At 71.4% G+C, this 15,355-nt stretch carries 14 protein-coding genes; 7 read left to right on the forward strand and 7 right to left on the reverse strand.

Features of this window, described 5'->3' with window-relative positions; translation table 11 throughout:
* Positions 1-37: 37 nt before the first annotated feature.
* Together J3P30_RS04210 and J3P30_RS04215 are read left to right on the forward strand one after the other, a co-directional pair.
* Positions 38-553: a hypothetical protein gene (locus J3P30_RS04210; protein WP_210479682.1), complete on the forward strand. Its 516-nt coding sequence runs from the start codon at positions 38-40 to the stop codon at positions 551-553.
* A gap of 62 nt (positions 554-615) precedes the next feature.
* A complete protein-coding gene (locus tag J3P30_RS04215) occupies positions 616-1,431 on the forward strand; it encodes a Bax inhibitor-1/YccA family protein (RefSeq protein WP_210479683.1) in 816 nt (271 codons plus the stop codon).
* Between the two features lie 244 nt (positions 1,432-1,675).
* Here J3P30_RS04215 and guaA read toward each other — a convergent pair whose 3' ends face one another.
* The 7 genes from guaA to guaB form a co-directional block, all read right to left on the reverse strand.
* On the reverse strand, positions 1,676-3,283 hold the full coding sequence (guaA, locus tag J3P30_RS04220; protein WP_210481863.1) for a glutamine-hydrolyzing GMP synthase: 1,608 nt from the start codon (positions 3,281-3,283) through the stop codon (positions 1,676-1,678).
* Positions 3,284-3,314: 31 nt separating this feature from the next.
* Positions 3,315-3,758 (reverse strand): DUF3817 domain-containing protein, encoded by a 444-nt coding sequence (locus J3P30_RS04225; protein ID WP_210479684.1) that lies wholly within the window; start codon positions 3,756-3,758, stop codon positions 3,315-3,317.
* Between the two features lie 4 nt (positions 3,759-3,762).
* Complete coding sequence (locus tag J3P30_RS04230) at positions 3,763-4,593, reverse strand: SURF1 family cytochrome oxidase biogenesis protein (protein ID WP_210479685.1); 831 nt, start codon at positions 4,591-4,593, stop codon at positions 3,763-3,765.
* Complete coding sequence (locus J3P30_RS04235; RefSeq protein ID WP_210479686.1) at positions 4,590-6,323, reverse strand: glycerol-3-phosphate dehydrogenase/oxidase; 1,734 nt, start codon at positions 6,321-6,323, stop codon at positions 4,590-4,592. The genes J3P30_RS04230 and J3P30_RS04235 overlap by 4 nt, the downstream gene beginning before the upstream one ends.
* A gap of 47 nt (positions 6,324-6,370) precedes the next feature.
* Complete coding sequence (locus J3P30_RS04240) at positions 6,371-7,486, reverse strand: GuaB3 family IMP dehydrogenase-related protein (RefSeq protein WP_210481864.1); 1,116 nt, start codon at positions 7,484-7,486, stop codon at positions 6,371-6,373.
* 52 nt (positions 7,487-7,538) lie between these two features.
* Positions 7,539-8,555, reverse strand: coding sequence for a hypothetical protein (locus J3P30_RS04245; RefSeq protein WP_210479687.1), 1,017 nt, complete (start codon positions 8,553-8,555; stop codon positions 7,539-7,541).
* Between the two features lie 200 nt (positions 8,556-8,755).
* Entirely contained in the window at positions 8,756-10,258 is a 1,503-nt protein-coding gene (guaB, locus tag J3P30_RS04250) for an IMP dehydrogenase (protein WP_210479694.1), read from the reverse strand.
* 244 nt (positions 10,259-10,502) lie between these two features.
* On the opposite strand from guaB, the gene J3P30_RS04255 reads away from it, so the two are divergent.
* From J3P30_RS04255 to J3P30_RS04275, 5 genes are read left to right on the forward strand one after another with little or no spacing between them, the layout of a single operon-like run.
* On the forward strand, positions 10,503-11,831 hold the full coding sequence (locus tag J3P30_RS04255; RefSeq protein WP_246852704.1) for a branched-chain amino acid ABC transporter permease: 1,329 nt from the start codon (positions 10,503-10,505) through the stop codon (positions 11,829-11,831).
* Positions 11,832-11,840: 9 nt separating this feature from the next.
* Complete coding sequence (locus tag J3P30_RS04260; RefSeq protein ID WP_210479696.1) at positions 11,841-12,821, forward strand: branched-chain amino acid ABC transporter permease; 981 nt, start codon at positions 11,841-11,843, stop codon at positions 12,819-12,821.
* Entirely contained in the window at positions 12,814-13,734 is a 921-nt protein-coding gene (locus tag J3P30_RS04265) for an ABC transporter ATP-binding protein (RefSeq protein WP_210479698.1), read from the forward strand. Before J3P30_RS04260 ends, J3P30_RS04265 begins: the two co-directional genes overlap by 8 nt.
* Positions 13,731-14,513 (forward strand): ABC transporter ATP-binding protein, encoded by a 783-nt coding sequence (locus tag J3P30_RS04270; RefSeq protein ID WP_210479700.1) that lies wholly within the window; start codon positions 13,731-13,733, stop codon positions 14,511-14,513. The genes J3P30_RS04265 and J3P30_RS04270 overlap by 4 nt, the downstream gene beginning before the upstream one ends.
* Complete coding sequence (locus tag J3P30_RS04275; RefSeq protein WP_210479701.1) at positions 14,510-15,355, forward strand: hypothetical protein; 846 nt, start codon at positions 14,510-14,512, stop codon at positions 15,353-15,355. The genes J3P30_RS04270 and J3P30_RS04275 overlap by 4 nt, the downstream gene beginning before the upstream one ends.

The following is a 15,355-nucleotide window of genomic DNA, read 5'->3' on the forward strand; positions in this document are numbered from 1 at the left end:
GCCCGGGTGCCCCGCGGCGAGGCGGTACCGTGAGCCCGTGGCCGTCCGACCTCCAGAGCCGAACGCGTCGCTCCCCCTGCGGTGGTCCCGCTACGGGCCGCGCCAGGCGGCCGGGGCCGTCCTGATCGTCGGCGGCGCGGGACTGCTCCTTCCGACGACGGCGTACACGCTCCACCTCGGACTGCTCGGCGCGGCCGCCCACGTGACCGGGTGGCTCGTGCTTCCCGCTCCCGGCTGGCGCCGACTGCTCGGCGCCGGGGCGGGGCTCGCCTCCCTGCTGCTGCTCCTGCTCGGCGGCCAGCTGGCCTGGCTGATGGCGGTCCCCCTGGCGCTCTGGTTCCTGGTCCGCCGCCGGCCGGCGCGGGCGTACCCGCTCGTCCTGGCTCCGGTGATCGCCGGGCTCCTGATCGCGCAGACGGGCGGGGCGCTGGCCTCACGGGTCCCCGCCGCGCTCACGACCGGTGCGGTCGCCGTCGCGGCCGCCTGGGCCGCCGCTGTTCTCCCTGCGCGATCTTCGGCCTCTATCAGCCGAAATTCACCGCGCGACCCGTAAAATCGTAAGGAACAATCACCTTCCCTGCCGGGATGGTCCCGGCCAGAGGGATACGAGGAGTCATGGCACTGTCCAGCAATCCCGCATTCTCCAACAGTCCCGCCTTCAACGGGCGGGGCGATGTCGCAGCGCGCGTCAACGCGCCGTCGGCGGAGGAGCTCGACCAGCTCTACAGCCGCCCGTCGGCGACCCCCGTCGACACCCAGCGGATGACCTACGAGGACACGATCGTCAAGACGGTCAGCCTCTTCGCCGTCCTGCTGGCCACGGCCGCGGTGGGCTGGTTCATCCCCGGCCTGTTCATCGTCGGCATGATCGGCGGGCTGATCCTCGGGCTCGTCAACACGTTCAAGCGGCAGCCGTCCGTTCCGCTCATCGTCGGCTACGCGGCGTTCGAGGGTCTCTTCGTCGGGGGCATCTCCGCCCTCTTCGAGGGGATCTGGCCGGGCGTCGTCGTCCAGGCGGTCATCGCGACGCTCGTCACGGTCGCGGCGGTGCTCGCGCTGTTCGCCAGCGGCAAGGTCCGGGCCTCGGCTCGCGCGACCAAGATCTTCCTGGTCGCGATGGTCGCCTACCTGCTGTTCTCGCTGGTGAACCTCGGCCTCATGCTGTTCAACGCCCCGGTCGCCGGCGGCGCCTTCGGCCTCAACTCGATGGAGATCATCCCGGGCGTCCCGCTCGGCCTGATCATCGGCGCCCTCGCCGTGCTGCTCGCGTCCTACTCGCTGGTGCTCGACTTCGACTTCGTCAAGCGGGGCGTCCAGACGGGCCTGCCGCAGAAGTTCGGCTGGCAGGCGGGCTTCGGCATCATGGTCACCGTCGTGTGGCTCTACGTCGAGTTCCTCCGCATCTTCGCCATCCTGCGCGGCTCGGAGTAACCCGGAAAGCAGTCGAAGGGCGGTCCCATCCGGGGCCGCCCTTCTTCTTTGCGTTCTCGCGGTTGCCGTTCTCGCGGCCTCGCCGTTCTCGCGGATCAGGAGATCCGACGCCGATCAGGATGGGCGGTCGTCGTCGCGCGCGGATCAGGAAGACTCGCCGGGCAGCGGCGGAACAATCCTGATCCGCGCAGCACCCGATCAGCGGAGGCGGCTCACTCGCACCTCCCCCTTCAGCGGAGGAAGCTCACTCCCACTCGATGGTCCCCGGCGGCTTCGAGGTGATGTCGAGCACGACGCGGTTGACGCCCGGGACCTCGTTGGTGATCCGGTTGGAGATCCTCGCGAGCACGTCGTACGGGAGCCGGGTCCAGTCGGCGGTCATCGCGTCCTCCGATGAGACCGGACGCAGGACGATCGGGTGGCCGTAGGTGCGGCCGTCACCCTGGACGCCGACCGAGCGGACGTCGGCGAGGAGGACGACCGGGCACTGCCAGATCTCGTGGTCCAGTCCGGCCGCCGTCAGCTCTTCGCGGACGATCGCGTCGGCGGAGCGGAGGAGGTCGAGCCGCTCCCGGTCTACCGCGCCGACGATCCGGATCCCGAGACCGGGGCCCGGGAACGGCTGGCGCGCCACGATGACCTCGGGGAGGCCGAGCTCCCGGCCGATGGCGCGGACCTCGTCCTTGAAGAGGGTGCGCAGCGGCTCGACGAGCTCGAACGTGAGGTCCTCGGGGAGGCCGCCCACGTTGTGGTGGGACTTGATGTTCGCGGTGCCCGTGCCTCCGCCGGACTCGACGACGTCCGGGTAGAGCGTGCCCTGCACGAGGAACCGGATGCTCTCGCCCTCGGCCTGGGCCTCCAGTACGAGCGCCTCGGCGGCGTCCTCGAAGGTCCGGATGAACTCCCGGCCGATGATCTTGCGCTTCTGCTCGGGGTCGGTCACGCCGGCGAGCGCGTCGAGGAACCGCTCGGAGGCGTCGACCGTGACGAGCCGGACGCCGGTGGCCGCGACGTAGTCCTCCTGGACCTGCCGGGCCTCGTCCTGGCGCAGCAGCCCGTGGTCCACGAAGACGCACGTGAGCTGATCCCCGACCGCCTTGTGCACGAGCGCGGCGGCGACGGCGGAGTCGACACCGCCGGAGAGTCCGCAGATGACCCGCGACGACCCGATCTGCGCCCGGATCCGCTCGACCTGCTCCGCGATGACGTTGCCGCTGTTCCAGTCGCCCGGGAGCCCGGCCGCCCGGTGCAGGAAGTTCTCGATGACCGCCTGCCCGAACGGGGAGTGCTTCACCTCGGGGTGCCACTGGACGCCGTAGAGCTTGCGCTCATCGCTCGCGAAGGCGGCGACCGGCGTGGAGGGGCTGCTCGCGAGCACCTGGAACCCGTCGGGCGCCTTCGCGACGGAGTCGCCGTGGCTCATCCAGACGGTCTGGTCGGCCGGGATGCCCTCCAGCAGGGATCCGTGATCCGCGACCCGGACCGGCGTGGAGCCGTACTCGCGCTGGCCCGTGTGGGCGACCTCTCCGCCGAGCTGCTGCGCCATGGCCTGGAAGCCGTAGCAGATGCCGAGCACCGGCACCCCGAGCTGGAGGATGCCGGGGTCGAGCGCCGGGGCGCCCTCCTCGTAGACGCTGGACGGTCCGCCCGAGAGGACGATCCCGGCCGGCTTGCGCGCCCTGATCTCCTCGGCCGTCACGGTGTGCGGCACGATCTCGGAGTACACGTTCGCCTCCCGCACGCGCCGGGCGATCAGCTGCGCGTACTGGGCGCCGAAGTCGACGACGAGGACCGGGCGGGCGTCGGTGCCGCTCGCCTCCTCCGGTCCGCGCGCCTCGGGCGCGACGCTCAGGCTGTCCCGGGGTCCGGGGTTGTCGTTCTCGCTAATGACGGGCCTCCGTGGCGACGGGGAGCTCCGCGGTCTCCCGCGCGGCGAGGTAGTCCTTCACCTCGCGGGTGATCCGGTGCTCGGTGAAGAAGGAGAGCAGGGGGACGACGCCGCCCGCGGCGATCAGCAGGAAGCGCGTGATCGGCCAGCGCAGGAACGTGACGAGCACGAAGTCGACGACGAGGTAGGCGAGGTAGAAGTAGCCGTGCGCGATCTGCGCGACCAGGCTGAGGTTGATGCCGGTGTGCCCGTCGACGGACACGAGGGCCAGGAAGCCGCCGCTGCCGCCGAGGTCGGCCTCGAGCCCGAACCCGTACTTGAGGATCATCTCCACGACGAGGACGAGCAGCATCACGCCCGTGGCATAGGCGAGGATGCGGTACACCGAGAGGGTGGTGCGGATCCGGGGGAAGTCGCTGATCCGCGGCTCGGTCGGCATGCCCTCAGTCTACGGTCGCCCGCTGAGCGCCTTCCCGCGGTGCGTCATCGCCCGCCGCCTGCGCAGCCGCCGCCTCGTCCTGCTCGCGCTCGTAGATGTCCCGCATCAGCCGGTACCAGATGTAGAGCGCGGCGACCGAGAACAGCACCCATTCGAGGGCGTAGAAGAGGTTGAGGAAGTTCAGCGCGACCTCGGTCTCGGGCGCGGGCGACCAGATGCTTTGGAGCGGCTCCGGTGCCTCCCGCAGGGTGACGTATCCGGCGTAGGCCGGTTCCGGGTCCTGCCACTGGTTCACGAACGACGCCGGGGACATCTCCCGTGGCAGGGGGTCGTCGCCTTCCGGCGGAGTCGGGGCCTCCGAGTGCTGGAAGCGCCCGCTGACCTCGGCCGGGAGGACGGAGGAGTCGTCGTTCCAGCGCTCCGCGGCGTCGATCGCCTCCTGCCGCTCGGGGGTCCAGCCCAGCGCGACCGCGAGCGACGCGCCCTCGTCGGTGCGGAGGTGCCCGACCGTCCAGTAGCCGGCGTCGCCGTTGTCCAGCCGGTCGCGCAGCGCGAAGAAGTCGCCCTCGACCCACTCACCGGACACGGCGACGAGCTGCCCGACCGCGCGATTCGAGGTCGGGGTGTGCGGCTCGGCGACCTCGCTGAGCGGGAGCACGGTCTCGGTCGGCCGCTCGAGGACGTCGCCGTTCTGCACGGCCCTGCTCAGCTGCCACTGCCCGAACAGGGCGAACACGACGGCGACCGCGACCGCGAGCAGCAGCAGGCCGATCGAGGTCGGCCTGCGCATCACCGCGAGGAGCGGCGGCGGGAAGAGGGAGCGCGCTTTTCTCACGCGGAGGTGGTCACGATGTCGGGCGCTTCGAGGCGGACCCGGTCGGCCGACTCGTCGTCGGGCTGCAGCTGGCTCTCGCGCTCCGCCTGGACGCGCCGGAGGTAGGTCTGGATCTCGCGCTCGGTGCGCGCCTCGTCCCAGCCGAGGACCTCGGCCATGAGGCGGGCGGCGACGGGCGCGGCGGACACCCCGCGATCCCACGCCTCGATCGAGATGCGGGTGCGGCGGGCGAGCACGTCGTCGAGGTGGAGGGCGCCCTCGTGGCTCGCGGCGTACAGGATCTCGGCCTCGATGTAGTCGTCCGCCCCGGGGATGGGCTCCCCGAGCTCGGGACGCGCCTTCAGCAGGTCGAGGATCTCGTCGGTGAGCACGCCGTACCGGTTGAGGAGATGCTCGATGCGCACCCGGTGCACCCCGAACGCGCGGGCGATCCTGCTCCGCTTGTTCCAGGCGGCCTGATACCCCTCGGCCCCGAGGAGCGGGATGTCCTGGGTGACCGACTCGGGGATGCGCCCGTCCAGTGCGGAGACGGCGGCGTCGATCGCGTCCTTCGCCATGACGCGGTACGTCGTCCACTTGCCGCCCGCCACGACGACGAGGCCCGGCACGGAGTGGGTGACGATGTGCTCGCGGGACAGCTTGGACGTGAGCTCGGACTCGCCGGCGAGCAGGGGCCGCAGGCCCGCGTACACGCCCTCGACGTCCTCGCGCGTGAGCGGGACGGCGAGGATGCGGTTCACGTGCTCGAGCAGGTAGTCGATGTCGGCGGCCGTGGCGGCGGGGTGGGCCTTGTCCAGGTTCCAGTCGGTGTCGGTCGTGCCGATGATCCAGTGACGTCCCCACGGGATCACGAAGAGCACGCTCTTCTCGGTGCGGAGGATGACGCCCATCTTCGACTGGAAGCGGTCGCGCGGCACGACGAGGTGTATGCCCTTGGAGGCACGCACCTTGAACTGGCCGCGCTCGCCCACCATCGCCTGCGTCTCGTCCGTCCAGACGCCGGTCGCGTTGACGACCTGCTTCGCCCGGACGTCGAAGGTCTCGCCGCTCTCGAAGTCGTGCGCCTTCACGCCCACCACGCGCTCGCCGACCTTGAGGAAGCCGACCACCCGGACGCGGTTCGCGACGTGGGCGCCGTAGAAGGAGGCGGTGCGGGCGAGGTCGGCGACGTACCGCGCGTCGTCCACCTGGGCGTCGTAGTACGTGATGCCGCCCGTGAACGCGTCGCTGCGAAGGCTCGGGATGGCGCGCAGCATCTGCCGCTTGAAGAGGTGCCGGTGGTGGGGCACGCCCGGCGGGCGGCCGCCGCTCCAGCTGAAGATGTCGTACAGCAGCATGCCGGCGCCGATGTAGGCCCGCTCCCACACGCGGTGCGTGAGCGGGAAGAGGAAGCGGACGGGCTTCACGAGGTGCGGGGCCAGCCGCTGCAGCAGCAGGCCGCGCTCGATGAGAGCCTCGCGCACCAGCCCGAAGTCGAGCTGCTCCAGGTAGCGGATGCCGCCGTGCACGAGCTTCGACGAGCGGCTCGAGGTGCCGGACCCGAAGTCGCGCGCCTCGAGAAGCCCGACGCTGAGGCCGCGCGTGACGGCGTCGAGCGCCGCGCCCGTGCCGACGATCCCGCCGCCGATGACGAGGATGTCGACCTCGCGCTCCTTCAGCCGGCGGATCGCCGCGGCCCGCTCCTCAGGACCGAGCTTCGACGAGATCGAGACCGAGTTGCCCTGCGCCATGCTTCTCCTCCTCCGTCAGACCGCGTGCCCGGTCGGACCGGGACGTGTCACACCTGGTACGGCGCGACCACGACTTCCACCCGCTGGAACTCCTTGAGGTCCGAGTAGCCGGTGGTGGCCATCGACCTCTTCAACGCTCCGACGAGGTTCGCTGTTCCGTCGGCCACCGGCGCCGGCCCGTACAGGATCTGCTCGATCGGCGCGACCTGACCCACCCAGACGCGGTTGCCGCGCGGGAGCTCGCCGTGGTGCGCCTCCTGGCCCCAGTGCCACCCGCCGCCGGGGGCGTCGGTGGCGCGGGCGAGCGCGCTGCCGAGCATGACGGCGTCCGCGCCGACCGCGATCGCCTTCACGATGTCGCCTGCCGTGCCGAGCCCGCCGTCCGCGATCACGTGGACGTAGCGTCCGCCGGACTCGTCGAGGTAGTCGCGCCGGGCGCCCGCCGCGTCGGCGAGCGCGGTGGCCATGGGCGCGTGGATCCCGAGGGTGGCCCGGGTCGTCGAGGCGGCCCCGCCGCCGAAGCCGACGAGGACGCCCGCCGCGCCCGTGCGCATGAGGTGGAGCGCGGCCATGTAGGTCGCGGCGCCGCCGACGATGACCGGGACGTCCAGCTCGTAGATGAACTCCTTGAGGTTCAGCGGGGTCCGGCTGCGGGAGACGTGCTCGGCGGACACAGTGGTGCCGCGGATGACGAAGAGGTCGACGCCGGCCTCGACGACGGTGCGGTGGTGCTCCTGGGTCCGCTGCGGGCTGAGGGCGCCGGCGACGGGCACGCCCGCGGCCCGGATCTCCGCGAGGCGGCTCTGGATGAGCTCCGGCTGGATGGGCGCCGAGTAGAGCCGCTGCATCGCCGTGGTGGCCTCGGCGGGGTCGAGGTCGCGGATCTCGGCGAGCTTCGAGGCGGCGTCCTCGTACCGGGTCCAGAGCCCTTCGAGGTCGAGGACGCCGAGACCTCCCAGCCGGCCGATGGCGATCGCCGTCTCGGGCGAGGCGACGGAGTCCATGGGCGCGGACAGCACGGGGATCTTGAACTGGAACGCGTCGATGGTCCACGAGGTGGACACGTCCTCCGGGTCCCGGGTCCGGCGCGACGGCACGACGGCCACGTCGTCGAACGCGTAGGCCCGCCGGGCCCGCTTGGCGCGCCCGATCTCGAAGTCCATGCTCACCCCTCCAGCCTACCGGGGCCCCTCTGGGGGCCTCTCTGTGCCCGGCTCAGCAACCCGGGCCGAATCGGCTGATCCGGGCCGCAACACCGGCCCCGAGTGACCGGATCGGCCCGGGTTGCGGTGTGCGCAGAACGGACGGGAGCCCCGCCTCCGTCAGCCGCCGGTACAGAGCAGGACCGACCCACGCGACCTTCCAGTCCCACCGGGCTACCCCGTTGCCCGTCCGGCGGATGCGGTCCTCCCGGCGCTTCTCGTCGAGCAGAGCGCTCGGGTGACCCACCACCTCCGGGTCGTACTTGAGATCGCCGTCGAACTCGCCGACCAGGCGATGCGCCGGCCAGTAGAAGTCCACGCGTCCGGCGACGCCGTTCACGTCCCGGATGTCCACCTGCAGCTCGGGCGCGGGGAAGCCCAGCTCCGCGATGGCCACCCGGCTGAGCGACTCACCCGGCGACTCGGCGCGCGGATCGGCGAACTGCAGGACCCGGCCGACGCGCCGGCTGTTCCGGACGAGGCCGGAGGCGGCGACGTACTCGGCGAGGACGAGCGGATCGATCGTCGGCTTCGGCGCACGCGGATGGTGCCGCAGAGCCCAGTCGAGACTCGCCGTCGCCGACGCGAACGGCGCCTCCCGCATCAGGTCCAGCAGAGTGCGCCGGAGGCTCGTGAAGCGCACTCCCCCGGATTCGAGGACGTCCTCCTCGGCCACGTCCATGGCATGGCGGCGGACCCCGTTCTCGGTGCGAGTCCCCGCGGCCGGCGTGGTGAGCACGTGCACCACCTCGCCGCGCCGTCCGAGCGTCGGCATCCCCCACACCGCGGCCGCCGACTCGTGGGTCAGCACCGGGCGGCTCCGAGAGGCGAGCGACACGGCGACGACCTGCCGCCGGTACCGCTCGTACCGGTCGAGTCCCGCCCACTCCTCGGCTGAGACGTAGGCGCCGCGGTGGACGCGGACGAGGTCGCCGCGCGCGGTCGCCGCCCGGAAGGGGCGGTCGTCGACGTCGAGCCGCGACAGCTCGGAGACGAGGGTGATGCCGTGAGCCGACGCGACTGTGTCCACGCGGGAAGGGTCCCGGACCCGGTGCCCGCCGGCGGGGCGCACGAGGGACCACGGGGACGAACCCCAGATTCCCGCCCCTGGGGAGGACCCGCCCGCCAGGACGCAACCCGGGCCGGTTCGGTCGATCTGGGCCGGCACGACGGCCCGGAAACGCCGAACCGGCCCGGGTTGTGCAACTCGGGCCGGTTCGGTGAGGCGGGTCAGCGGCGGTAGTTCGGCGCCTCCACCGAGATCTGCACGTCGTGCGGGTGGGACTCCTTGAGGCCCGCCGCGGTGATGCGCACGAACTGGCCCTTCGCCTTCAGCTCCTCGATGCTGCGCGCGCCCACGTAGAACATCGATTGACGGAGGCCGCCGGTGAGCTGGTAGACGACCGACGAGACCGGGCCGCGGTACGGGACCTGGCCCTCGATGCCCTCGGCGATCAACTGCTCGTCGCTCGGCACGTCCGCCTGGAAATAGCGGTCGCGCGAGTACGAGGTCTTCTTGCCACGCGTGCGGAGGGCGCCGAGCGAGCCCATGCCCCGGTAGTTCTTGAACTGCTTGCCGTTGACGAAGACGAGCTCGCCGGGGCTCTCGTCCGTGCCCGCGAGCAGGGATCCGAGCATCACGGTGTCCGCGCCCGCCACGAGCGCCTTGGCGATGTCGCCCGAGTACTGCAGGCCGCCGTCCGCGATGACCGGGACGCCGGCAGCGCCGGCGGCGCGCGAGGCCTCGTACACGGCCGTCACCTGCGGCACGCCCACACCGGCGACGACGCGCGTGGTGCAGATGGAGCCCGGTCCGACACCGACCTTGACCGCGTCCACGCCCGCGTCGACGAGCGCCTGGGCGCCGGAGCGGGTCGCGACGTTGCCGCCGATGATGTCGATGCCCCCGAACGCGGAGTCCGCCTTCAGCCGGCGGATGATGTCGAGCACGCCCGCGGAGTCGCCGTTGGCCGTGTCCACCACGAGGACGTCCACGCCCGCGTCGCGGAGGGCTCCGGCACGGTCCCACGCGTCGCCGAAGAAGCCGATGGCGGCACCGACGCGGAGCCGGCCCTCGCCGTCCTTGGTCGCGTTCGGGTACTTCTCGCTCTTGTCGAAGTCCTTGACGGTGATGAGGCCCTTGAGGCGGCCCTCGCCGTCCACGAGGGGCAGCTTCTCGACCTTGTGCTGCGCGAAGATCGCGACGGCGCCGTCCGGGTCGATGCCGACCGGGGCGGTGATGAGGTTCTCCCGCGTCATGACGTCGCGGACGAGAGTCGAGGCCTTCTCGAACGGGGAGACGAAGCGCATGTCGCGGTTGGTGATGATGCCGACGAGGCGGCCGTCCGCCTCGACGACGGGGACGCCGGAGACGCGGAAGCGCGCGCAGAGCTCGTCCACGTCGGCGACCGTGGCGTCCGGCGTGATCGTGATCGGGTTGGTGATCATCCCCGACTCGCTGCGCTTGACCTGGTCGACCTGCGCGGCCTGCTCCTCGATGGAGAGGTTGCGGTGGAGGACGCCGATGCCGCCGTGGCGGGCCATGGCGATGGCCATCCGGGACTCGGTCACGGTGTCCATCGCCGAGGACAGCAGCGGGGCGTGGACGCGGATGCGGCGGGTGAGGCGGGACGAGGTGTCCGCCTCACTCGGGATGACGTCGGTGTGCCCGGGCAGGAGCATGACGTCGTCGTAGGTGAGGCCGATGAAGCCGAACGGGTCGTGACCCTCCATGGATCCCCTCTCGTCGCCGCCGGGTCGGCGGTCACAGAACAAAAGCACCCCGGGGCGACGCTGCGGGCCGGTGATACATGTTAACCGCGGGCGGCGCGATATCTTCCCGATCAATCCCCCGCAAGGGGGCTGTGCGGGCGCCTGGCGAAACATCGCGGCAACACGGCGGCCTATAGGCTTCCCGCAACGTTCCCGACGGTCTCGGACCTGATGGGCCCCCGAAACAGGTTCCACTGGAGGTTCCTTGTCCGCACCCGGATCCGCACGGTCGGCCGCGCGCCCGATCGGCCTCCTCGTCGGATTCCTCCTCGCCCTCGCCGCGCTGCTCTCCCTCGCCCCGATCGGCGCTCTCGCCGCGGAGGCTCCGGCGCCCACGCCGAGCCCCACCGGCGACTTCACGACGACGTTCACGGTCGGCGGCGTCATCCGCAGCGGCGACGAGCCGCTCGAGGGCGTCGAGGTGCTCGTCGAGGGCGACGGGTTCAGCGAGGTCGGGACGACCGGGCCCGACGGCCGCTGGAGCGTCTCGCTGCCGGGCCGCGGCGAGTACACCGCCACCCTGCAGGTGGAGACGCTCCCGGAGGGGATCGCCCCCCGGGATCCGGACAACGTCACCCGGCAGGTGAACATCGGGACCACGAACACCGTGAACGTCCTCTTCCCCACGGGCGAGGGGCGGGTCTCCACGACGACGATCTGGGACACCGTGTTCACGCGCCTCGTCTACGGGCTGAACTTCGGGCTCCTGCTCGCGCTCGCGGCGATCGGCATCACGCTCATCTTCGGCACGACCGGCGTCAACAACTTCGCGCACGGCGAGATGCTCACCTTCGGCGCGATCTTCTTCTACGTCTTCACGACGGCGCTCGGCTGGAACGTCGCCCTCGCGCTCATCGCCACGCTCGCGCTGTCCGCCGCCTTCGGGTGGGGTCAGGACGCCGGCCTGTTCCGCCCGCTGCGGCGGAAGGGGGTGGGCCTCGTCCAAGTGCTGATCGTCACGATCGGCCTCTCGATCGTCGTGCGCTACCTCTTCCTCTTCTTCTTCGGCGGCGGCACCGAGAACGTGAACATCGGCCTGTCCTCGACGGTGTCGCTCGGTCCGGTGACGATCACGCTCGCGTCGCTGATCAGCATGGGGGTCAGCGTCGCGATGCTGCTCCTCGTGGCTTTCTTCCTCACCCGCACGCGGATCGGCAAGGCGACGCGGGCGGTGAGCGACAACGCCTCCCTCGCGGCGGCGTCCGGGATCAACGTCGACCGGGTCATCCGCATCGTCTGGGTGATGGCCGCCACCCTCACCGGCCTCGCCGGCATCCTCTACGGGCTCTACCGCGGCGTGACCTGGGATATGGGGTTCGCGATCCTGCTCCTCATGTTCGCCGCGGTCACCCTCGGCGGTCTGGGCAGCGCGTTCGGCGCGCTCGTCGGCTCGCTCATCATCGGGATCCTGACCGAGCTGTCGACGGTGTGGATCCCGCCGGACCTCCGCTACGCGGTGGCGCTCATCGTCCTCATCCTCGTGCTGCTGCTCCGCCCCCAGGGCGTGCTCGGCCGCCGCGAGCGGATCGGCTAAGGAGGCGACATGGACTGGGGAAGCATCATCGGCAACGCGGCCGGGGAGCTGATCAGCCCGACGACCGCGGCGTACGCCCTCGCGGCGATCGGTCTCAGCGTGCACTTCGGCTACGCCGGCCTGCTCAACTTCGGCCAGGCGGGGTTCATGGCGGTGGGCGCGTACGCCTTCGCGATCACGACCCTCGAGCTCGGCTGGCCCGTGTGGCTCGCGATCCTCGCGGCGATCGTCGCGTCCGTCGTGTTCGCCTTCGTCCTCGGCGTCCCGACGCTGCGGCTCCGAGCCGACTACCTGGCGATCGTCACCATCGCTGCGGCCGAGATCGTGCGGTTCGTCGTGTCCACGGTGAACCTCACGGCGATCACGGGAGGCTCGCAGGGCCTCAGCGGCTTCGCCCGCGGCTTCGACGCGCTCAACCCGTTCGGCGACGCCCGGTTCGGGTTCGGCCCGTGGACGTACTCCGGCGAGCAGTGGTGGGTGCGCGTGTTCGGCTGGGGCCTCGTCCTCCTCGCGACGGTCATCGTCTTCCTGCTCATGCGCAGCCCCTGGGGCCGTGTCGTCAAGGGCATCCGCGAGGACGAGGACGCAGTGCGGAGCCTCGGCAAGAACGTCTACTCCTACAAGATGCAGGCCCTGGTCCTCGGCGGCGTCTTCGGATCGCTCGCAGGAGTCGTGTTCATCCTTCCCCGGGCCGTTCAGCCGGGGAACTACGGCACGGCGCTGACCTTCTTCATCTGGACGGCCCTGCTCCTCGGGGGCGCCGCCACGGTCTTCGGGCCGATCGTCGGCGCCATGATCTTCTGGGCGGTGCTCTCCCTCACCAACGGCGTGATCGTCGGCCTCCGGGATGCCGGCGTCCTCCCGTTCATCAGCACGACGCAGGCGGGGCAGATCCGCTTCATCCTCGTCGGCCTCGCACTCATGCTCCTCGTGGTCTTCCGACCGCAGGGCATCTTCGGCAACAAGAAGGAGCTGTCGTTCAATGTCTGACACGCAGCTGGCCTCCTCCCCGCTCGTCACGGGCGAGATCCGAGCCGGTGTCCCGAAGGTGGACCCGATCCTCGTCGCCGACGGCGTCACCCGTCAGTTCGGCGGCCTGACCGCGGTCGACGTCGAGCACGTCGAGATTCCCCGCGGGGCGATCACCGCCCTCATCGGCCCGAACGGCGCCGGCAAGACGACGTTCTTCAACCTGCTGACCGGCTTCGACAAGCCGAACACCGGGACCTGGACCTTCGAGGGCTCGAACCTCGCCGGAGTGCCCGCCTTCCGGGTCGCCCGCAAGGGCATGGTCCGCACGTTCCAGCTCACGAAGTCGCTCGGCCGGCTCACCGTGCTCGAGAACATGCTGCTCGGCGCGAAGGAGCAGCCGGGCGAGAGCATGCTGCGCGCGCTCGTGCCCGCGCTCTGGCGCTCGCGGGAGTCCCAGATCCGCGAGCGGGCGGAGGAGCTGCTCGTCCGGTTCAAGCTCGACGCGAAGCGCGACGACTACGCGGCATCGCTGTCCGGCGGCCAGCGGAAGCTGCTCGAGATGGCCCGCGCGCTGATGAGCGAGCCGACCCTCGTCATGCTCGACGAGCCGATGGCGGGCGTGAACCCGGCGCTCACCCAGTCGCTGCTCGGCCACATCCTCGACCTCAAGGAGCAGGGGATGACCGTGCTCTTCGTCGAGCACGACATGCACATGGTGCGGCACATCTCCGACTGGGTGATCGTCATGGCCGAGGGCAGGATCGTCGCCGAGGGCCCGCCCGACAGGGTCATGTCGGACCAGGCCGTCATCGACGCCTACCTCGGAGCCCATCACGACACCGATCTCGGCAGCCTGACCGAGGCCGACCGTGCCGCGCTGCGCGCCGAGGCGGAGGCCGAGCTCGAGCCCGGCACCGAGGAGAAGCGGTGAGCGCGGCGGCGGAGCCGGTGCTCCGGACGACGGATCTCGTCGCCGGCTACCTGCCGGGCGTCAACATCCTGAACGGCTGCACGGTCGAGGCCAACCAGGGCGACCTCATCGGGATCATCGGACCCAACGGCGCCGGCAAGTCGACGCTGCTCAAGGCGATCTTCGGCCAGGTGAAGATCCGCGGCGGCGGCGTCTTCCTCAAGGGCGAGGAGATCACCTCGCTGAAGGCGGACCGGCTTGTCGCCAAAGGCGTCGGCATGGTGCCCCAGAACAACAACGTCTTCCCGAGCCTCAGCATCGAGGAGAACCTCCAGATGGGGGTCTTCCAGAAACCGAAGGCGTTCGCGGAGCGCTTCGAGTTCGTCACGACGCTGTTCCCGGAGCTCCGGACGCGACGCCGCCAGCGCGCCGGCTCGCTCTCCGGCGGTGAGCGGCAGATGGTCGCGATGAGCCGTGCGCTGATGATGGACCCGTCCGTGCTGCTCCTCGACGAGCCCTCCGCGGGCCTCTCCCCGGTGCGCCAGGACGAGACGTTCCTCCGCGTCAGCGAGATCAACCGCGCCGGCGTGACGGTGCTGATGGTCGAGCAGAACGCCCGCCGGTGCCTCCAGATCTGCTCCCGCGCGTACGTCCTCGACCAGGGCAAGGACGCGTACACCGGGACCGGACGGGAGCTGCTCACCGACCCCCGCGTGATCGAGCTCTACCTCGGCACCCTCGCCGCCGACGAGGACGCCAAGCGCGCGCGGGCGGGCTCGGCCGCGCTTCCCGCGGAGTGACCGGGCGGCGGCGCGCGGCCCTCGCCGCGGCCGCCGCTGTCGCCCTGCTCTCCTCCTGCACTCCCGCGACGCCGGCGGCGCTGCCCGACGGCGTCACGGTCGAGCTCGTCCAGCTGCGCTCGGATCTCAGCGTGGGGCGGATGCAGCTGCACGTGCGGAACGCCTCGGCCGGGCCCGTCGAGCTGCTGTCGGCGCGGCTCGCGGTGCCCGCGTTCCGGGAGGAGGCAGTGTGGAAGCGGGCACCGGCGACGGTGGCGCCCGGCGCGGCCCTCAACCTGCCCGTCACGATCCCGGAGGTCAGCTGCGACGCGGCCGCCGGGGAGCCGGTGCTGACGGGCGAGGTGCGCTGGGACGGCGAGGCCCTGCCGTTCCGGGTGCGTCCGGAGGATCCCCTCGGTGCGGTGGGCAGCATCGTCGCCGCGGCCTGCGCGGCCGAGAGCACGGAGGCGGCCGTCGCGATCGAGGCGACGGGAGTGGCGGTCGAGGGGACCGGGCCCGCGTCCGTCGCGGTCCTCACGGTGGGGCTGCGCCCCACGGGCTCCGGTCGGGTCCGGCTCGTTGAGGTCCGCCCGACCGTCCTGCTCCGCGCGGAGGAGGGCGACGGCGGGTGGCCCCTGGACGTCGCGGTGCAGGAGGAGACGCCGCCCTCGGCGCTGACGCTGCCCATGGAGCCCGCGCGGTGCGACGCGCACGCCCTCGCGGACGACAAGGTGGGAACGCGCTTCCCGGTCGTCGTCGAGCTCGAGGACGGGACGATCGGCCGGTTCCCCCTCCCGCTGGCGGCCGGCGTGAAGGACGCGCTGCTGCGCTTCGTGGCCGCGCGCTGCGGCCTGTCCGGCTGA

The sequence above is a fragment of the Naasia sp. SYSU D00948 genome (assembly GCF_017916515.1).
Lineage (GTDB): Bacteria > Actinomycetota > Actinomycetes > Actinomycetales > Microbacteriaceae > Naasia.